General features: G+C 70.7%; 15 protein-coding genes. 7 read left to right on the plus strand and 8 right to left on the minus strand.

Annotated elements, in window-relative coordinates:
• Positions 1-3: 3 nt before the first annotated feature.
• Positions 4-708, minus strand: coding sequence for a TetR/AcrR family transcriptional regulator (locus NKJ47_RS09285; protein ID WP_254461160.1), 705 nt, complete (start codon positions 706-708; stop codon positions 4-6).
• Positions 709-770: 62 nt separating this feature from the next.
• On the opposite strand from NKJ47_RS09285, the gene NKJ47_RS09290 reads away from it, so the two are divergent.
• Genes NKJ47_RS09290 through NKJ47_RS09300 form a run of 3 tightly spaced genes read left to right on the plus strand, consistent with a single transcriptional unit; the run spans position 771 to position 5,651 of the window.
• Positions 771-1,931: an efflux RND transporter periplasmic adaptor subunit gene (locus tag NKJ47_RS09290; RefSeq protein ID WP_254461161.1), complete on the plus strand. Its 1,161-nt coding sequence runs from the start codon at positions 771-773 to the stop codon at positions 1,929-1,931.
• 6 nt (positions 1,932-1,937) lie between these two features.
• On the plus strand, positions 1,938-5,063 hold the full coding sequence (locus NKJ47_RS09295) for an efflux RND transporter permease subunit (RefSeq protein WP_254461162.1): 3,126 nt from the start codon (positions 1,938-1,940) through the stop codon (positions 5,061-5,063).
• Between the two features lie 48 nt (positions 5,064-5,111).
• Entirely contained in the window at positions 5,112-5,651 is a 540-nt protein-coding gene (locus NKJ47_RS09300; protein ID WP_254461163.1) for an adenine phosphoribosyltransferase, read from the plus strand.
• Positions 5,652-5,709: 58 nt separating this feature from the next.
• Here the strand turns inward: NKJ47_RS09300 and NKJ47_RS09305 are convergent, their stop codons facing one another.
• A complete protein-coding gene (locus NKJ47_RS09305; RefSeq protein ID WP_254461164.1) occupies positions 5,710-6,228 on the minus strand; it encodes a DUF6985 domain-containing protein in 519 nt (172 codons plus the stop codon).
• Entirely contained in the window at positions 6,225-7,601 is a 1,377-nt protein-coding gene (gene dbpA / locus NKJ47_RS09310; protein WP_254461165.1) for an ATP-dependent RNA helicase DbpA, read from the minus strand. Before dbpA ends, NKJ47_RS09305 begins: the two co-directional genes overlap by 4 nt.
• A gap of 158 nt (positions 7,602-7,759) precedes the next feature.
• Here dbpA and NKJ47_RS09315 point away from each other — a divergent pair, with 158 nt between their 5' ends.
• Entirely contained in the window at positions 7,760-9,658 is a 1,899-nt protein-coding gene (locus tag NKJ47_RS09315; protein WP_254461166.1) for an ATP-binding cassette domain-containing protein, read from the plus strand.
• A 274-nt stretch (positions 9,659-9,932) separates the two neighbouring features.
• Here NKJ47_RS09315 and NKJ47_RS09320 read toward each other — a convergent pair whose 3' ends face one another.
• Positions 9,933-10,376, minus strand: a complete 444-nt coding sequence (locus NKJ47_RS09320; RefSeq protein ID WP_254461167.1) for a barstar family protein — start codon at positions 10,374-10,376, stop codon at positions 9,933-9,935.
• Complete coding sequence (locus NKJ47_RS09325; protein ID WP_254461168.1) at positions 10,373-10,843, minus strand: ribonuclease; 471 nt, start codon at positions 10,841-10,843, stop codon at positions 10,373-10,375. The genes NKJ47_RS09320 and NKJ47_RS09325 overlap by 4 nt, the downstream gene beginning before the upstream one ends.
• A 295-nt stretch (positions 10,844-11,138) precedes the next feature.
• On the opposite strand from NKJ47_RS09325, the gene NKJ47_RS09330 reads away from it, so the two are divergent.
• Positions 11,139-11,750 (plus strand): superoxide dismutase, encoded by a 612-nt coding sequence (locus tag NKJ47_RS09330; RefSeq protein WP_254461169.1) that lies wholly within the window; start codon positions 11,139-11,141, stop codon positions 11,748-11,750.
• A 422-nt stretch (positions 11,751-12,172) separates the two neighbouring features.
• Here NKJ47_RS09330 and NKJ47_RS09335 read toward each other — a convergent pair whose 3' ends face one another.
• The 3 genes from NKJ47_RS09335 to NKJ47_RS09345 form a co-directional block, all read right to left on the minus strand.
• Positions 12,173-13,060: an endonuclease/exonuclease/phosphatase family protein gene (locus NKJ47_RS09335; RefSeq protein ID WP_254461170.1), complete on the minus strand. Its 888-nt coding sequence runs from the start codon at positions 13,058-13,060 to the stop codon at positions 12,173-12,175.
• 163 nt (positions 13,061-13,223) lie between these two features.
• Complete coding sequence (locus NKJ47_RS09340) at positions 13,224-15,476, minus strand: beta-glucosidase family protein (protein ID WP_254461171.1); 2,253 nt, start codon at positions 15,474-15,476, stop codon at positions 13,224-13,226.
• Between the two features lie 75 nt (positions 15,477-15,551).
• The gene (locus NKJ47_RS09345; RefSeq protein ID WP_254461172.1) at positions 15,552-17,324 is read right to left on the minus strand and encodes a M14 family metallopeptidase; all 1,773 of its coding nucleotides are present in this window, start codon (positions 17,322-17,324) and stop codon (positions 15,552-15,554) included.
• Between the two features lie 168 nt (positions 17,325-17,492).
• Here NKJ47_RS09345 and NKJ47_RS09350 point away from each other — a divergent pair, with 168 nt between their 5' ends.
• Both NKJ47_RS09350 and NKJ47_RS09355 read left to right on the plus strand, forming a co-directional pair.
• Entirely contained in the window at positions 17,493-19,049 is a 1,557-nt protein-coding gene (locus NKJ47_RS09350) for an oligopeptide:H+ symporter (protein WP_254461173.1), read from the plus strand.
• Between the two features lie 8 nt (positions 19,050-19,057).
• On the plus strand, positions 19,058-19,693 hold the full coding sequence (locus NKJ47_RS09355; protein WP_254461174.1) for a rhomboid family intramembrane serine protease: 636 nt from the start codon (positions 19,058-19,060) through the stop codon (positions 19,691-19,693).
• The last annotated feature ends 120 nt before the right edge of the window (positions 19,694-19,813 follow it).

Raw genomic sequence — 19,813 nt, forward strand, 5'->3', positions numbered from 1 at the left:
CGCTCAGGACGGCATCGCGCCGCGGTAGCGCCAGGCGGCCAGGAAGGTCGCCACCACTTCTTCCGCCAGCGCCTGCTGCGCGGCCGCGTCCGGCGCCTGCCCGTTGAGCATCGCACCGGGATAGGCGTAGCCGAAGGTGGCGCCGATGAACGCGGTGGCGGCGAGGAAGGGCGTGCCGACCTGCACGTCGCCACGCGCGTGCAGGGTCTGCAGCAAGGCGCTCAGGCGCTCGCGCAGGCGGCCGGCGCGGCGCCGGTGCAGCGACTGCAGCAGGTCCGGCATCTGCGCGCTGGCCTGCACCAGCAGGCGATGCAGGCGCAAGGCGTTGGGCGCGTACAGGTGCGCGGGCACGGTCACCGCGATCTGCCGCAGGGTCGCAGGCAGGTCCTGCGCGGTGGCGCTGCCGATGTTCTCCAGGCGGGTCTGCAGTTCCTCGCTCAAGGCCTCGAACACCTGCATCAGCAGCTCGGCCTTGCTGGCGAAATGGTTGTACAGGCTCTGCCGGGTCAGCCCGGCCCGGCTGGCGATCTGTTCCAGCGACACCTCCAGCCCGTGCTCCAGCAGCAGCATGCGCGCCGCCGCCAGCAGGCGCTGTCGCGCCAGCGCCGGCCGTCCGCGCGGGCGGGTGGGCGCGCCCGATGCCGCTGCCCCCGGCGCCGTGGCCACTGCCTGTGCCTCCTGGCGGGCAAGGGGTTTGCTTCCCTTCATGATTGTTTTTTTGTCTTTAAGTAAATTAAATGATCCCCCTCGTCGTCCCCAGGATCAAGCGCATGCCCGCGCCTTTCGTCCAGCGCCGCCGCGCGCTGCCGTTGCTGCTGTCCGTCGTCGTGCTCGCGTTCGCCGGCTGCAAGGGCGGGGGCCAGGCAGCGGCGCCGGCGGCGAAGATGGTGGAGGTGGTGACCCTGCAGCCGCAGAGCGTGCCGTTGAGCGTGGAGCTGGCCGGGCGCACCGTGGCCTCGGAGGAATCGGAGGTGCGGCCGCAGGTCAGCGGCATCCTGCGCCAGCGGCTGTTCGAGGAGGGCGCCACGGTGCGGGCCGGGCAGCCGCTGTTCCAGATCGAGCCGACCCTGTACCAAGCCGCCGCGAACCAGGCCCAGGCCAACCTGGCCACCGCCGAGGCCACGCTGGCCGCCGCCACGCTGCGCGCCGAGCGCTATCGCACCCTGGGCAAGACCCAATTGGCCGCGCAACAGGACGTGGACGATGCGCAGGCCGCCTACAAGCAGGCGCTGGCCAGCCGCGACGCGCAACGCGCGGCGCTGGACACCGCGCGCACGCAGCTGCGCTTCGCCACCGTGCTGGCGCCGATCGGCGGGCGCATCGGCCGCGCGCGGGTGACGCCCGGCGCGCTGGTCACCGCCAACCAGACCGACGCCATCGCCAAGATCCAGCGGCTGGATCCGATGAACGTGGACATCACCCAGTCCGGCAACCAGTTCCTGGCGCTGCGCCGGGCGATCGCCGCCGGCGGCGTGCAGCCGGCCAGCACGCAGGTGCGGCTGACCCTGTCCGACGGCACCGAATACCCGCTGCCGGGCACGCTGGAATTCGCCGACCTCGACGTGGAGGAAACCACCGGCGCGGTCACCCTGCGCGCGCGCTTCCCCAATCCCGACGCGCAACTGCTGCCGGGCATGTACGTGCGTGCGCTGGTCGGGCAGGGCGTGCGCCAGCAGGCCTTGCTGGTGCCGCAGGCGGCGGTGGACCGCACGCCGCGCGGCGAGGCGGTGGCCTGGGTGGTGGGCGCCGACAACGTGGTGCGCCAGCGCGAGTTCACCACGCTGCGCGCGGTCGGTAACCGCTGGCTGGTCGGCGATGGCCTCAAGCCCGGCGAGCGGGTGGTGGTGGCGGGCCGGCAGGGCCTCAGCGACGGCGCCAAGGTGACGGTGAAGGCCGCCGTCACGGCCGCCCCTGCCGCCGGCCAGGGCTGAGCCGGCATGCTGCCGCGTTTCTTCATCCACCGCCCGATCTTCGCCTGGGTCCTGGCGATCTGCATCATGGCCGCCGGCGCCATCGCCGTGTTCACCCTGCCGATCGAGCAGTACCCGGACATCGCCCCGCCGTCGGTGAATGTCACCGCCACCTACAACGGCGCCTCGGCGCAGACGGTGGAGGACAGCGTCACCCAGGTGATCGAACAGCAGATCAAGGGCATCGACCACCTGTTGTACTTCTCCTCGACCAGTTCCTCGTCCGGGCAGGCGCGGATCAGCATCACCTTCGACCAGGCGGCCAATCCCGACATCGCCCAGGTGCAGGTGCAGAACGCGGTCAACCAGGCGCTCAACCGCCTGCCGCAGGAAGTGCAGCAGCAGGGCGTGACCGTGGCCAAGTCGCAGGGCGACAGCCTGATGGCGGTGGCGCTGTACGACCGCACCGACCGCATGGACAACGTCGACATCTCCGACTACCTGGTCAGCACCCTGCAGGACCCGATCAGCCGCATCAACGGCGTCGGCGAGATCAACGTGTTCGGCGCGCAGTACGCGATGCGGGTGTGGCTGGACCCGCACAAGCTCAATGCCTACCAACTGATGCCCGGCGACGTGCGCAGCGCGATCCTGGCGCAGAACACCCAGGTGACCGCTGGCGAACTCGGCGCGCTACCTACTGGCGCCGAGCAGGAACTCAACGCCACGGTGACCGCGCAGTCGCGGCTGCAGACGCCCGAGCAGTTCCGCCAGATCATCCTGGCCACGCGCGCGGACGGCTCCAGCGTGCGCCTGGGCGATGTGGCGCGGGTGGAGATCGGCGCGGAGAACTACCAGAACAACGCCACCCTCAACGGCCACCCGGCGTCCGGGTTCTCGGTGACGCTGTCGGCCGGCGCCAATGCGATCGCCACCTCCGACGCGATCCACGCCACCATCGAACGGCTCAAGCCGACCTTCCCGCCGGGCCTGGACGTGGCCTATCCGCGCGACAGCACGCCGTTCGTGCGGATCTCGATCGAGAACGTGGTGCACACCCTGGCCGAGGCCATCGTGCTGGTGGTGGTGGTGATGTTCCTGTTCCTGCAGAACGCCCGCGCCACGCTGATCCCGGCGATCACCGTGCCGGTGGTGCTGCTGGGCACCTTCGGCATCCTCGCCGCGGCCGGCTTCACCATCAACACGCTGACCCTGTTCGCGATGGTGCTGGCGATCGGTCTGCTGGTCGACGACGCCATCGTGGTGGTGGAGAACGTCGAGCGGATCATGCACGAGGAGCACCTGCCGCCGCGCGAGGCCACCGAGCGCTCGATGGGCGAGATCACCGGCGCGCTGGTCGGCATCACCGTGGTGCTGGGCGCGGTGTTCCTGCCGATGGCGTTCTTCGGCGGCTCCACCGGCATCATCTACCGGCAGTTCTCCATCACCATCGCCTCGGCGATGGCGCTGTCGGCGCTGGTCGCGCTGACCCTGACCCCGGCGCTGTGCGCGACCCTGCTCAAGCCGGTGGAGCAGGAACGCAAGCTCGGTCGCTTCTTCCGGTGGTTCAACCGCAGCGTCGAGCGCGGCCAGCAGGCCTACCAGCGGCGCCTCGGCACCGTGCTGCAGCGGCCGCGGCGCTGGCTGGCGCTGTATGCGCTGGTGGTGCTGGCGATGGTCGTGCTGTACATGCGCATGCCCACCGGCTTCCTGCCGGTGGAGGACCAGGGCCAGGTGCAGATCCAGTTCACCACCCCGGAAGGCACGCCGCTGGCCAAGACCCAGGCGCTGGGCGATCGCATCAGCGACTACTTCATGACCCACGAGAAGGCCAATCTCACCGCGATCTTCATGGTGGTGGGCCGCAACAACGCCGGCACCGGGCAGAACGCCGGCCAGGCCTTCGTGGCGCTCAGGCCGTGGGGGGAGCGCAATCGCGACAATACCGCGCAGGCCATCATCGACCGCGCCAACGCGCATTTCCGCAACGTCGGCGACGCCAAGATCAGCGTGCTGTCGCCGCCGGCGGTGCGCGGCCTGGGCCAGTCCAGCGGCTTCGAGCTGTGGATCCGCGACAGCGACGGCGCCGGCCGCGCGGCGTTGCTGAAGGCGCAGCAGCAGGTGCTCAAGGACGCCGGCGACGATCCGCAGCTGACCGCGGTGCGGCTCAACGGCCTGGGCGACAAGGCGCAGCTGCAGGTGGACATCGACCACGCCCAGGCCAGCGCGCTGGGCCTGGCGCAGAGCGACATCAACGCCACCCTGGCCACCGCCTGGGGCGGCAGCTACGTCAACGACTTCATCGACCGCGGCCGGGTCAAGCGCGTGTACGTGCAGGGCGATGCGCCGTACCGCGCGCTGCCGGAGGACATCGCGCAGTGGTACGTGCGCGGCAGCGGCGGGCAGATGGCGCCGTTCGCCAGCTTCGCCAGCACCCACTGGACCCGCGGCCCGCAACTGCAGCAGCGCTTCAACGGCTTGCCGGCGGCGCAGATCCAGGGCGGTGCGGCGGCCGGCAGCAGTTCCGGCGAGGCGATGCAGCGGATGCAGGCGCTGGTGGCCAAGCAGCAGGGCTTCGATCTGCAGTGGAGCGGGCTGTCCTACCAGGAGCAGCTGTCCAGCAACCAGACGCTGTGGCTGTACACCGCCTCGATCCTGTTCATTTTCCTGTGCCTGGCGGCACTGTACGAGAGCTGGTCGATCCCGGTGGCGGTGCTGCTGGTGATTCCGCTGGGCGTGGTCGGCACGGTGCTGGTGACCACGCTGGCCGGGTTCGTCAACGACATCTATTTCCAGGTGGGCCTGCTGACCACGATCGGCCTGTCGGCGAAGAACGCGATCCTGATCGTCGAGTTCGCCGAAGCGCGGCAGCGCGCGGGCATGCCGTTGCTCGAGGCGACGCTGGAAGGCGCGCGGCTGCGCCTGCGGCCGATCGTGATGACCTCGCTGGCGTTCGTCGCCGGCGTGCTGCCGCTGGCGCTGTCCACCGGCGCCGGCGCCTCCAGCCGCCGCGAGATCGGCGTGTGCGTGATCGGCGGCATGGTCACCGGCACCGCGCTGGCGGTGCTGCTGGTGCCGCTGTTCTTCGTGCTGGTGCGGCGCGCGCTGCGGCGCAACCCGGCGGATGCGGCAACGGCGGCGCACAGCGGGTAGGATGTCACGCCCTTACTGGATCGTCCCGGCCCGCCGGGACGCGCGACCATGACCGACGCCGTTGCCGAACCCCTGTCCTGGGCCACCCGAATCCGCGACGTGCCGGACTTCCCCAAGCCCGGCATCCTGTTCAAGGACATCACTCCGCTGCTGGCCGACGGGCCGGATTTCGCCTCCGCCCTGGATGCGCTGGCCCAGCCCTGGCGCGGCACCCCGCTGGACGTGGTGCTGGGCATCGAGGCGCGCGGCTTCATCCTCGGCGCGCCGCTGGCGCACGAACTGCGCGTGGGGTTCGTACCGGTGCGCAAGCCCGGCAAGCTGCCGGCGCAGACCCTGGCCCAGGACTACGGCCTGGAGTACGGCCGCGACCGCATCGAGATCCATGCCGACGCGCTGCAGCCGGGCATGCGCGTGCTGCTGGTCGACGACGTGCTGGCCACCGGCGGCACCCTGCTGGCGGCGCTGGCGCTGGCGCAGCGGGTGGGCGCCGAGGTGGTCGCGGCAACGGTGCTGGTGGAACTGGCCGCGCTGGGCGCGCGGGCGCGCTGGCCGGCGGACATTCCGCTCACCGCGCCGCTGCGCTACTGAGGCCGGAGGCTGCGCGCGGGCGAGGCCGGCAGCGGTCGCACCCGCGCCGGCAGCCGGCTCAATGCGGGTAGATCACGTCCTCCAGCGCCGGGTCGGCATGCGCGGCGGCGTGGCTCAGCTTGCCGTCGAACGGGCCGACCTTGCAGATCCGCCCGTCGTCGGCGAACACCAACTGCAGGCCGTGTTCCTGTTCCCAGTCGCAGTTGCATTCCAGGCTGATGCGCAGGCGGCCGTCGCGATGGCGACGGACATAGGCTTCGCTGCCGAAGCGCACGTGCGCCCACACCTCGGCGGGGCTGGCGATGTCCGGCGAAGGCCATCCGTACTTGGCGCACAGCGCCTGCGTGTGCCGGTAGTAGGCGAACACGTGCGGCGCGGCCGCGGCGAACACCGCGGCGTCGAGCTGCAGGAAGGTCTCGATGGCGGGTGCCGCGTCGGCCGGGACGTCGCCGGCGTCGCACCCCACCAGCACGAAGCAGCAGGTGTCGCGCATCCACGGCACCGGCACCGCATCGCTCCACAGGTTGCCGTCCTCGTCCGGGTGCAGCGACGCCAGGATCTGCGCAGTCGCGCTCACAGCTTGGCGACCCGGAACCGGCGGCCCTTGATCTTGCCCGCCTGTAGCTGCGCCAGCGCCTTGCCGGCGTGGGCGCGGGCGATGGCGACGTAGGAGCGGGTGGCGTAGATGGCGATCTTGCCGATCGCCGCGCCGGACAGGCCGGCATCGCCGGTCAGCGCGCCGAGGATGTCGCCTGGACGCAGCTTGTCGGTCTTGCCGCCGTCGATGCGCAGGGTGACCATCGCCGCCTGCGGCAACTGCGCCGGCCGCGCGGTCGCCAGTGGCGCGCGCGACCAGCGCAGCGGCTGGCCCTGTTCGGTTTCCAGCGCCTGCGCGCGCGCGGTCTCGCGCGGCGCCACCAGGCTCAGGGCCAGGCCGTGCTTGCCGGCGCGGGCGGTGCGGCCGATGCGGTGGCGGTAGGTCTCGCTGTCGGTCGGCAATTCGTAGTTGATCACCGCCGCCAGGTCTTCCACGTCCAGCCCGCGCGCGGCCACGTCGCTGGCGACCAGCACGTTGCAGCTGCGGTTGACGAAGCGCACCAGCACCTCGTCGCGGTCGCGCTGTTCCATGTCGCCATGCAGCGCCAGCGCCGAGAACCCGAACTGCTGCAGCGACCCGGCGACCTCGTCGACCTCCTTGCGGGTATTGCAGAACACCACGCTGGATTCGGGGGTGAAGCGCAGCAGCAGGCCGGCCACCGCCTTCTGCCGGTAGGTGGGGTCGACCTCGAAGAACTGCTGGTCGATCTCCGGGGCGCTGTCGGCGCCCTCGACGGTGATCTCTGCCGGGTCCTTGAGCAGGTCGCGCGCCAGTGCGCGGATCGCCTCGGGGAAGGTGGCCGAGAACAGCAGGCTCTGCCGGTGCTTGTCGCAGCGGCTGGCGATCTCGCGGATCGGCTCCTCGAAGCCCATGTCGAGCATGCGGTCGGCCTCGTCCAGCACCAGCGTGCGCACCCCGCCCAGGTGCAGCGCGCGCTTGCGCGCCAGCTCCTGGATGCGGCCGGGCGTGCCGACCACCACCTGCGGGTCGTGCGCCTCCAGCGAGGCCAACTGCGGGCCCAGCGGCATGCCGCCGGTCAGTACCACCAGCTTCATGTTGGGAATGCCGGTGGCCAGCTTGCGCAACTGCTTGCCAACCTGGTCGGCCAGTTCGCGGGTCGGGCACAGCACCAGCGCCTGCGCGCGGCTCAGCGTCGGGTCCAGCTTGTGCAGCAGGCCCAGGCCGAACGCCGCGGTCTTGCCGCTGCCGGTGGGCGCCTGCACGATCGCGTCGCGCCCGGCCAGGATCGGCGGCAGGCTCTGCGCCTGCACCGGGGTCATGCTGGTGTAGCCGAGCGCGTCGATGCCGGGCGCGAGCGCCGGGGAGAGGGAGAGGGTGGCGAAATCGGTCATGCGGCATTTTAGCCGGTTGACGGCGGGGATTCGGCAGTGGGGATTCGGGATGGGGTGGTTCTGCGAGCGCTGGGCGCTGCGCGATGCCCGTTGCGCGCCGTAGGACGGCTTCGCCGCAACCGGCTTCGGCGCAGGGCGCATCCACGTACAATAGCGCGATGCCTCTTATCACTCTGCAGAACCTCGACTACAGCGTCGGCGGCCCCTTGTTGCTGGAAAAGACCGACCTGTCGATCGAGCCGGGCGAACGCATCGCCCTGATCGGCCGCAACGGCGCCGGCAAATCCACCCTGATGAAACTGATCGCCGGCGAACTCAAGCCCGACGACGGCGAGGTCCGGGTCCAGCAGGGCGTGCGCATCGCGCGGCTGGAGCAGGAGGTGCCGCATGGCGCCGCCGGCAGCGTGTTCGACGTGGTCGCCGACGGCCTGGGCGAGCTCGGCCATTGGCTGGCCGAGTTCCACCGGCTCAGCCATGCCGCCGAGTTCGATGGCGATGCGCTGGGCGCGGTGCAGTCCAAGATCGATGGCGCCAATGGCTGGGCGCTGGACCAGCGGGTCAACGAGACCCTGACCCGCCTGGAGCTGGACGGCGACGCCGAATTCGCGCGGCTGTCCGGCGGCATGAAGCGCCGCGTGCTGCTGGCGCGCGCGCTGGTGTCGGCGCCGGACCTGCTGTTGCTGGACGAACCGACCAACCACCTCGACATCGAGGCCATCGACTGGCTGGAAGGCTTCCTCAAGGGCTGGAACGGCAGCGTGGTGTTCGTGACCCACGACCGGCGCTTCCTGCGCGCCCTGGCCACGCGCATCGTCGAGATCGACCGCGGCCAGGTCAGCAGCTGGCCGGGCGACTGGGCCAACTACGAGCGCCGCCGCGAGGAGCGGCTCAACGCGCAGGCGCAGGAGAATGCTCGCTTCGACAAGCTGCTGGCGCAGGAGGAAGTGTGGATCCGCCAGGGCATCAAGGCCCGGCGCACCCGCGACGAGGGCCGGGTGCGGCGGCTGGAAGCGATGCGCCGCGAGCGCACCCAGCGCCGCGAACTCGGCGGCAACGTGCGCATGGAGGCGGCGCAGGGCGAATCCTCCGGCAAGAAGGTGATCGAGGCCAAGGACCTGAGCTTCGCCTTCGGCGCGCGCAGCATGGTGCGCGATTTTTCCACCACCATCCTGCGCGGCGACCGTATCGGCCTGATCGGCCCCAACGGCAGCGGCAAGACCACGCTGCTCAAGCTGCTGCTGGGCGAACTGACCCCGGACCAGGGCGAAGTGCGCGCGGGCACCAACCTGCAGGTGGCGTACTTCGATCAGTACCGCGCCACCCTGCGCGAGGACTGGAGCGCGATCGAGAACGTGGCCGAGGGCCGCGACTTCATCGAGGTCAACGGCAAGCGCAAGCACGTGCATGCCTACCTGCAGGATTTCCTGTTCACCCCGGAGCGTGCGCGCGCGCCGATCACCCGCCTGTCCGGCGGCGAGCGCAACCGCCTGCTGCTGGCGCGGCTGTTCGCGCAGCCGTCCAACCTGCTGGTGATGGACGAACCGACCAACGACCTGGACGTGGAAACCCTGGAGCTGCTGGAAGAACTGCTCGGCGACTACAGCGGCACGCTGTTGCTGGTCAGCCACGACCGCGATTTCATCGACAACGTGGTGACCTCGACCATGGTCATGGAAGGCGACGGCCGCATCGGCGAATACGTCGGCGGCTACAGCGACTGGGTGCGCCAGCGCCCGGCGGCGCCGGCCAGCGCGATGGCGGTGGCGAAGGCGTCGGCCACCGCCGCGGCGACCACGCCGGTGGCAGCGGCAGCGGCGGCACCGGCGCCCGCGCCGGCCAAGCGCAAGCTCAGCTACAAGGACGCGCGCGAACTGGAGCAATTGCCGGCGCGGATCGAAACGCTGGAACAGCAGGTCGCCGCGCTGACCGAGGCGATGACCGACCCGGGCTTCTATCAGCGCGACGCGGCGGCGGTGAACGTGCACACGCAGGCGCTGAGCCAGGCGCAGGCGGATCTGGATGCGGCGTATGCGCGCTGGAGCGAGCTGGACGGCTGAAAGGCCGGGACCCGGAGCGGCAACCGCCACCGCTAGGCGGCTCCGCCTGGAGCGCGGAGTGGGCGCTCGTCGTAGCAGCGGCTTCAGCCGCGACGGGCGTTCCCGGTGAATGCGGTCGCGGCTGACGCGGCGCCTGCACGATGTGCGTGCAGGCGCGCGTCCACGGATGTGCCTGTGCCACCCATGGTTAGCGATGGCATCAGTTCGCACGCCGGTCGCGATCGAGATCGCTCCGACTGCCGGTCGCGGCCGACGCCGCTCCTACGTACTGCGCTCAGTCGGACTCCGCAGGCGCTTCCGGCTCCTCGCTGCCGCCCACGAACGCGACGAAGCTGAGACCGTCCTGCGCCCACTCGCGGGCGACGTCGTCGAGGATCTCCAGCAGCACGTCGAATGCCGGCTGCGCCACTGCCTGCAACTGTCCGGCATCCTCCAGCAGAAGCGCGTAGCCGCGCGGGGAGGGCAGCCAGGACAGGTCGCGCAGGCCGTCGGTGAGCGCATCCCAGTTGCGGCCGAAGCCGGGCGGGAAGTCCAGTTGCGCGGCCAGCCGCATCAGCAGCATGGCCTTGCCGGTGCAGCCGTGCAGGTCGATCCGGCATAGCCGCAGGCCGGCGTCGCGGGCCAGGGCGGCGACGCTGTCCAGGTCGCGGTTGGCGACGCGGTAGACGCCGGAGGCGGCCGGCTCGGCCAGGTTCAGTGCGAACGGGAAGCCGCTCATGGTGTCGCCCTCGTACCGTCCACCTGGAAGCTGCGGAAGCTGGCGTAGTGGTCGTCGCTGTAGTACCAGACCTGCGGCGGGGTGCCGCCGGTGACGATGCGGCGCGCGCCGCGATGCGACAGGCCCGGGGTGTCGACGGTGTACTCGTGGTAGTAGCCGCGCGGTTGCGCCGGCAACCGGTTCTCGCGGTTGCCGAACACGCTGCCGTCCTGGCGATGCGGGAACGGCCCGCCGCGCAGGATCAGCGCCACCGTGGCGCGGGCTTCGGGTGGCAGGAACGCCGGCAGTGTCGGCGCCGTGGCATCCGATGCCGCGGCGGTCTTGCCGGGCACGGTGTACGGCGCCTGCGCGGCGGCGTCCAGCGAGGGCGCGAATTGCGGGTGCGGCGGATGCTGCAGCCCGCGGATGCCCCACAGCCCGCCCACCAGCAAGACGATGGCGGCGATCAACAGCACGGGCTTGCGCATGGACTCTCCTGCAGGAACGGCGGCGGCGCGCAGAACGGCGCCATCGCGGACAGTATGGGCCGGCCTGCCTGTTCCCGCTCTAAACGCCGCCGGTCATGGCGGTAGCGCGGGCGATTCACATCCGACTAACCGGGGCGTGGGGCATGGTAGGCGCCGATTCGTTACGCCGGCCGACACCGCCGCCGCGGGATGGGACGATGTTTCCCCAGCCGCGCCCTTGGTAAGGTTGCCGACCGTCCCTACCATTGCTCACGCAACGCTCGTCCTTTCGACGGCGAAAGTCCAGGAGAACCGCATGGCCTACACCCTCCCCAAGTTGCCCTACGCCTACGACGCGCTGGAACCGCACATCGATGCGCAGACGATGGAGATCCATCACACCAAGCATCACCAGACCTACATCAACAATGTCAACGCCGCGCTGGAAGGTACCGAGTACGCCGATCTGCCGATCGAGGCGCTGGTGTCCAAGCTGAAGTCGCTGCCGGAGAACCTGCAGGGTCCGGTGCGCAACAACGGTGGCGGCCATGCCAACCACTCGCTGTTCTGGACGGTGATGGCGCCCAACGCCGGCGGCACCCCCAGCGGCGACGTCGCCAAGGCGATCGACAGCGAACTGGGCGGCTTCGACAAGTTCAAGGAGGCCTTCACCAAGGCCGCGTTGACCCGCTTCGGCAGCGGCTGGGCCTGGCTGAGCGTCACCCCCGACAAGAAGCTGGTGGTCGAGAGCACCGCCAACCAGGACAGCCCGCTGTTCGAGGGCAATACCCCGATCCTGGGCCTGGACGTGTGGGAACACGCCTACTACCTGAAGTACCAGAACCGTCGTCCGGACTACATCGGCGCGTTCTTCAACGTGGTCGACTGGAAGGAAGTGGAGCGCCGCTACCACGCCGCGATCGGCTGATCGCGCGCCAGCGCCGCAGCAGGAACAAGGCCGGGTTCGCCCGGCCTTTTTTGTGGGAATTCCACACGGACGCGCTGGCGGTGCAGGCGGGCGTGGCTGCGCGGCGCGGCGAGGAGCGGTGGCAAGTCGCCCACCGTACGCGTGCGCAGCCTGCTTCGCAGCGATGGCGGTCCGCACCGCATCGGCCACCGCTTGCGCCGCGGCGTCGCCAGGGCGTCTATCACCTCGGGGCCGCACGCGCGTAGGAGCGGCTTCAGCCGCGACCAGGTTGTCCGTGCAAGGCCGTCGCGTACACGATGCCGTGATGCGTGAGGTGCCCGATCGTCCCGGGCCGGTGGCTTGCCGATGCCGATGGCATCCGCATGCGCCGCATCGCACGGCTGTGCTCGCGCGGCGCGCGAACGCGCCCGGCCCGCCGTGCGCTACGGTATCGGCGGCAGCGGCTCCGGCAGCGGATCGAGCGGCTGCAGCGCCATCAGCAGGCCGCGCGTGCCGGCCGCGCGCAGGTCCGGTGCCGGCGCGAACAGGCGCGCGCCGTGCAGGGGGCGGAAGTGGCCGCGTTCGAAGAACACGTGATCGGCGGCCGCCGCCGTGCCGGGCGCGCGCACGGCGATCCGGTTGCGCGTCGACTCGCCGCGCACGCTGCCGTCCTCGAAGCGCACCGCCAGCGGCGCCAGCTCGGGCGCGCGCGCCGCGGCGAAGAAGCCGCCGGCCAGCAGCGACGGCACGCCCTCGGCGGTGGCGTCGATCCATGCCATCAGATCCTCGGCCTGTTCGCGGCGGCTGGCGCCGCCATCGCGGGCGGCGTGCAGGCGGGTGAAGTACAGGTTCACCGGCTGCCCGTGCAGATCCACCCGCACCAGGCCGGCCACGCTGTAGTCCTCCAGCGGATGCAGCAAGGTCTCGGCCTCCTCCAGCACCGGCAGGCGGGTCAGCAGCGCATTGCCGCGGCGTTGCGGCCGGCTCGGCGGATCGGGGCTGATGAAATGGCAGTGGTAGCCCAGGCGCGCGGCCAGCCATTGCGCCTGGTTCGGCATCTCCGGCGTCTGCAGCACTTCCTGCAGGGCGATGGCGTCGGGCTGCAGGCGCTGCAGGGCCGCGACGATGCGCTCGCGGCGCGCGCTCCAGTCGTCGCCGTCCTGCGCCGCGCGCGGATCCGGGGCGAGCGTGAGGGTGACCACGGTGAGGGCGCTGTCCGGTGTCGCCGAGACCGTCGGCACTGCGTCCGCGGCCACGTGCGCCTGCGCCAATGCCGCCACGGCCAGCAACAGCCAGCCGGTGCGATGCCATCGGAAGACGCGGGGATTCATACGCAGGATGCTACGGCGCAGCGCCTCAGGGTTGCGTATACAGCCGGCGGTGCTACGGCGGCCGCCACACAATCGCTGCCGTGCGGGGGGGAATTCGAACATCGCCCCGCCTCCGGCGCGCATGGGCGCGGAGGCGGGGCTGGCACCGGGCCGCGGCCCGCGGTCAGTGCTGCAGCACGCGGTCCTTCAGGTGCAGCGGCGCGCGCGCCTCCACCTGCGTCGCCGAACGGCCCAGCAGCAGTTCGTAGTCGCCGGCGGCGATGTGCCAGCGGCGCTGCTTCGGGTCGTAGTCGGCCAGGGTCTTGGGCTCGGCGACGATGCTGACGTGGCGGCTTTCGCCCGGCTTGAGCGTCAGCTTGTCCCAGCCGACCAGGCGGATCGGGGTGTGGTGGCCCTGCGGCAGGCGCAGGTAGAGCTGCGGCACGTCGGCCCCTTCGCGGTCGCCGGTGTTGCGCACGTCGAAGCTGGCGACGACGCGGTCGCCGTCGGCCTGCACCTTGAAGTTGCTGTAGGCGAACGTGGTGTAGGACAGGCCATAGCCGAACGGATACACCGGCTCCAGGCCGCGCGCGGCGAACCAGCGGTAGCCGACGTTGGCGCCTTCGATGGTGTAGTCGACGTTGCTGCCGGCCGGCTGCGCGGGCTTGAAGCCCAGGCCGGGAATCGACGGCCGCGGCAGCTGCGACACGTCGCGCAGCCAGGTCACCGGCAGGCGCCCGGACGGATTGACCTCGCCCAGCAGCAGCCGCGCCAGCCCTTCGCCGCCGCGGATGCCCGGATACCAGGCCTCCAGCACCGCCGGCACCTGCTGCAGCCACGGCATCGCCACCGGGCCGTTGGTCTCCAGCACCACCACCGTCTTCGGGTTGGCCTTGGCCACCCGGGCGATCAGCGCGTCCTGCTTGCCGGGCAGGGCGATGTCCGGCAGGTCCACCGACTCGGCCGACCACTGCGTGGCGAACACGATGGCTACGTCGGCCGCGCGCGCGAGCTTGGCCGCCGCGGCCGGGTCGTCGCCGCTGGCATAGTCGATCTGCGCGTTGGGCAGGGCCTTGCGCAGCGCTTGCAGCGGCGAGGACGGATGGAACATCACCGGGCCGGGCCAGGTGGTCGGGGCGATCCCCGGCACCGCGTTGCCGCCGTTGACGGTGACGCCGACCATCGAGGACCCGCCGCCGCCGATCACGCCCTTGTCGGCATGGCCGCCGATCACCGCGATGCGGCGCACGCTGCGCGACAGCGGCAGCAGCTTGCCCTCGTTGCGCAACAGCACCGTGCCTTCCTCGACCACGCGCTGCGCGGCCAGGCCGCCGGCGGCGTCGTCGATCGGCTGGTGCTGCGGCGGGTTGTCGAAACTGCCGGTGGCGAAGAATGCGCGCAGGATGCGCTTGACCATGTCGTCCAGGCGCGCCTGCGGCACGGTGCCGGCGGCCACCGCCATGCGCAGCGGCTGGTCGAAGTACACGGCCTTGTCGAAGACTTCGCCGGCCGATTGCTGGTCCAGGCCGGCCAGCGCCGCCTTGGAGCCGCTGTGCACGCCGCCCCAGTCGGACATCACGTAGCCGGGGAACTTCCATTCCTGCTTCAGCACCTGGTTGAGCAGGTAGTCGTTCTCGCAGCCGTACACGCCGTTGATGCGGTTGTACGAACACATCACCGAGCCGGGCTGGCCGATCTTCAGCGCCAGCTCGAAGGCCAGCAGGTCCGACTCGTGCATGGCCTGCTCGCCGATGTCGGCGCTGTGGGTGTTGCGCCCGGTCTCCAGGTCGTTCATCGCGAAGTGCTTCATGGTCGAGACCACATGCTGGCTCTGCACGCCGCGGATCGATTCGCCGACCATCACCCCGGCCAGCAGCGGGTCCTCGCCGGCGTACTCGAAGTTGCGGCCGTTGCGCGGGTCGCGCTGCAGGTTGACGCTGCCGGCCAGCAGCACGTTGAAGCCCTGTTGCCAGGCCTCGCGGCCCATGGTCTCACCGCCGGCGAAGGCCAGCGCGCGGTTCCAGGTGGCGGCGGTGGCGGGGCCGGACGGCATCGCGGTGGCATGGTCGCCGGGGCGGATGTTGCCGGGGTTGGTCACGCCGAGGCCGGCATCGGCCAGTTGCTGCGACGGGATGCCCAGGCGCGCGATCGCCGGCACATAGCCGGCCGAGCCGAGCGCGCCGGGCGGCCGCGGGCCGCCGTCCTTGCCCAGGCCGAAGTAGCTGTGCAGCAGCTGGAACTTCTCGTCCGGGGTCATCGCCTGCACCAGCAGCGCGGCGCGCCGGTCCGGCGACAGGGTGCGGTCGTTCCACGGGCGCTGCGCATCGGCGGCGGCGTTCGTCGTGGAGGTGGCGCTGGCGGCCGTCGCCGGCGGGGCGGCGGTGGCGGGCGCGGCCAGCGCGAGGGTCAGGCAAAGGGATCCTGTAAACGTTTTCATAGCGGGGCGAACAGCCTCTCTAGCAGATGAAGGGAAGGCGCATCGGGGGGAGTCGGGGGAGGGCGGAACCGCGGATCAGGACGGGGCTTCGTCGCTGCGCATGACCGGGTACAGGCGGTAGCGCTCGTCCCAGGAGCTGTGGCGGCGGTAGAAGAACTCCAGCCGTGCCTGCGGATCCTTGGCGAAGGCCGCATCGTGTTCGAGCTTGTCCTCGAACTCGGCCTTGAGCGCCGGGTCGCTGGCCAGCATCTGCCGCGCCACGTCCTCGGCGACGTAGTCCTCCATGTACTCGGCGCGCTCGAACGCACTGTTGAACTCGCCCCATTGCAGCAGCGAATCCGGCGCCTGCGGTTCCAGCAGCGCCATCAGCAGCCGCGCCTTGGGCTGGGCGATGGGCACGAACAGCGCGCCGGCGCCGACGGCGCGGGTTTCCGGCTTCCAGGCGCCGGTGACGCTGAGCCGCTGGTGGCCTTCGGACGAGCGTGCGGCGAAGTTGGCGGTGTCGGCGCGGAAGGTCTGCACCGGCAGGGTGGCGTCGTGCTCCAGGGTGCGGAAGGCGATGCCGTGCTGGCGCAGCTTGGCGCCGACCAGGGCGGCCTGCGCGGCTGGCACCAGGTAGCCGGCGCGCGGCGCGGCGACCTCCACGCTGGGCACGACCTGGTCGCGCAGCGGCACCCGCCAGCGTTGCGGGGTGCGTTCGTCGTAGCGGGTCATCAGCGCGCCGGAGACCGGCGAAAGCGTGCGCGTGTAGGCGTAGCCGCGGAAGTCGACCAGGTGCGAGGCGTCGGTGGTGCGGTAGTTCAGCGCCACGGTCTGCCCGCCAAGCGCTTGCGCGCGGGCGTCGGCGGCCAGCGCGTCGGCGCGCCACTGCGCACCGTGCCGCGCCACCTGCTGCAGCACCGAGACGATGGTGTTGCGGGTGATGCGCACGCGCTCGGGGTAGCGCTTCCACGAGTGCGTCTCCACCAGCATGCCGAAGCGGTTGCGCAGCTGGAAGTAGCCGTGCGAGAAGCGCGGCGTGGGCACGCCGTCCTCGAAGCCGGAGGCGGGGTCGTCGTTGACCACGAACGAGGGGTAGTACGGCAGCGGCAGCGACCCCTGCCGCTTCAGGTCGGCGAGCACGCCGTCGCGCAGGCGCAGGCCGTCGCCGCGCAGCGCGGCGTCGCCGGCATGCAGCGGTTCCACCTGGATCGACACGTCGTGCTCGAACTGCGCGCCGTCGGTGACGTGCAGGTCCACGTACAGCAGCGGATCCCATTGCTCGACCAGGCGCAGCATCGCCTGCATCTCCGGCGCATCGGCCTTGACGTAGTCGCGGTTGAGGTTGAGGTTCTGCGCGGTGGTGCGCCAGCCCATCTGTTCCGGGCCGCGCTGGTTGGGCCGGTTCCAGGCGCCGAAGCGCTCGTGCCCGTCGACGTTGAACACCGGCACGAACAGCCACACCTGCTTGTCCAGCGCGCCGCGCGCGGCCTGGCCGTCGAGCAGCTGGCGCAGCGCCAGGAAGCCGGCGTCCTTGCCGTCGATCTCGCCGGCGTGGATGCCGCCCTGGATCAGCACCACCGGCAGCTTGCGCGCCTGCGCGCCCGCCGCGTCCAGAGTGCCGGAGGTGGACACCGCCAGCGCCTTCATCGGCCGGCCTTCGGGCGAGGTGCCGAAGTCGAAGCAGCGCACCGATTGCGGGTAGCGCTGCGCGAACGCATCGCACAGGGCGATGGTTTCGGCGTAGCGGCCGGTGCGCGCGAACCCGCTGCGCTCGGCCTCGGTGGACAGGCCCGCATCGCTGGCCAGGGATGGCATGCTGCACAGCAGCATCGGCAACAGCAGGCAGGCCAGCCAGGGTCGGATCATCTCGGCACCGTCTCGGGACAGGCCCCCATGATGCGGGCAGCGCGCCGATTGCGAAAGCACCCTAGGACACGCCCTGGCGGTTCGATTCGCCGGAACGATCGGGTAACCTTCTGAAAATTTTGCCTGGAGGAGGCCCGTGAGCAGCCAAGCCACCACGAGACACGCCGCATGAGCGCGGCGCAGGAACGCGCCACCGCGCGCATGCCGCGGCAGATTCCGTACATCATCGGCAACGAGGCCTGCGAGCGCTTCAGCTTCTACGGGATGCGCAACATCCTGGTGCAGTTCCTGATCACCTCGCTGTTGCTGCAGGAAGTGAGCGCGCCCGGCCGCGAGGCCGAGGCCAAGCACATCATGCACAGCTTCATGATCGGCGTGTACTTCTTCCCGCTGCTCGGCGGCTGGCTGGCCGATCGCTTCTTCGGCAAGTACAACACCATCCTCTGGTTCAGCCTGGTCTACTGCGCGGGACACCTGTGCCTGGCGCTGTTCGAGGGCCACCGCAGCGGTTTCTTCCTCGGCCTGGGCCTGATCGCGCTGGGCGCGGGCGGGATCAAGCCGCTGGTGGCCTCGTTCATGGGCGACCAGTTCGACCAGGGCAACAAGCACCTGGCCAAGGTGGTGTTCGACGCCTTTTACTGGATCATCAACTTCGGCTCGCTGTTCGCCTCGCTGCTGATCCCGCTGGCGCTGAAGAACCTGGGCCCGGCGTGGGCGTTCGGCATCCCCGGCATCCTGATGCTGGTGGCCACCCTGGTGTTCTGGGCCGGGCGCCACCGCTACGTGCGCGTGCCGCTGCCGCCCAAGGATCCGCACGGCTTCGCCCAGGTGGTGCGCACCGCGTTGCTGCGGCAGGTGCCGGGGCAGGGGCGTCCCGGGCTGGCCCTGGCCGGCGTGGCGGTGCTGCTGGCGTTGGGCACGTTCGCGCTGGCGCCGACGCTGGGCCTGGTGATCTGCCTGTGCCTGGCGCTGGTGCTGCTGCTGGCCGGCATCGGCGGCGGCACCTGGTGGCAGCTGGAACGCGCCCGCGCGGTGCATCCGGACGCCGCGGTGGACGGCGTGCGCGCGGTGCTGCGGGTGCTGGTGGTGTTCGCGCTGGTCACCCCGTTCTTCTCGCTGTTCGACCAGAAGGCCTCGACCTGGGTGCTGCAGGGCCAGCAGATGCAGATGCCGGACTGGTTCAGCGCCTCGCAGATGCAGGCGCTGAATCCGGCGCTGGTGATGCTGCTGATCCCGTTCAACAACCTGGTGCTGTACCCGCTGCTGCGCCGGCGCGGCTACGAGCCGACCGCGCTGCGGCGGATGACCGCCGGCATCGCCTTCAGCGGCCTGGCCTGGATCGTGGTCGGCAGCCTGCAGGTGATGATGGACGGCGGCGACGCCTTGTCCATCGCCTGGCAGATCCTGCCGTATGCGCTGCTGACCTTCGGCGAAGTGCTGGTCTCGGCGACCGGCCTGGAGTTCGCCTACAGCCAGGCGCCGCAGTCGATGAAGGGCGTGGTGATGAGTTTCTGGAACCTCACCACCACCGTCGGCAACCTGTGGGTGCTGCTGTCCAACGCCGCGGTGCGCAACGAGCGCGTCACCGCGCACATCGGCAGCACCGGGCTCAGCGAGACCGCGTTCCTGATGTTCTTCTTCGCCGCCTTCGCTTTCGTCGCCGCACTGCTGTTCGGGCTGTACGCGCGCCGCTACCGCATGGTCGACCACTACCGCCCCGCCTGAGACCCCGCATGCCTTCCGTCACCCCCGTCAACCTGATCCTGATCGTCCTGACCGTGCTCGTGTCGTGGGCGGCGTTCAACAACCGCCGGCTGCTCGACCGGCTGATCCTGTGGCCGCCGGCGATCGACCGCCACAAGCAGTACGACCGGCTGGTGACCTACGGCTTCATCCACGCCGATTTCCCGCACCTGCTGTTCAACATGGTCACGCTGTACTTCTTCGGCGGCCCGATCGAGGTCCTGATGGAGCGGCTGACCGGCAACATGCTGGTGTATCCGCTGTTCTACCTGGCGGCGCTGGTGGTCTCGATCCTGCCCAGCTACCTGAAGAACCAGAAGAACCCCAACTACATGAGCCTGGGCGCGTCCGGCGCGGTGTCGGCGGTGCTGTTCGCCTTCATCCTGATGGCGCCGTGGACCGGGATCTTCTTCTTCTTCATCCCGATTCCGATCCCCGCCATCCTCTACGCCGTGTTCTATGTCGGCTACAGCATCTGGATGGACCGCCGCGGCGGCGACAACGTCAACCACAGCGCGCACCTGGCCGGCGCGGCGTTCGGCGTGATGTTCCTGCTGATCATGGAGCCGTCGATACTGCAGCACTTCCTGGGCGAGCTGGCGAACCCGCGCTTCGGGCGCGGGTGACGCGCGGCGCGTCGACGCCAGCAGGGCAGTGCGGCGCCGCGTGAGCGGCGCCTGTGGGGTGCGCTGCGTCGGGAGAGACGCCGGGGCGTCGGCGCGGCCGGGGACGGCCGCATTGCGCAA

Origin of the sequence: Xanthomonas sacchari (assembly GCF_024266585.1) — a bacterium.
GTDB classification, from domain to species: Bacteria; Pseudomonadota; Gammaproteobacteria; order Xanthomonadales; family Xanthomonadaceae; genus Xanthomonas_A; species Xanthomonas_A sacchari_C.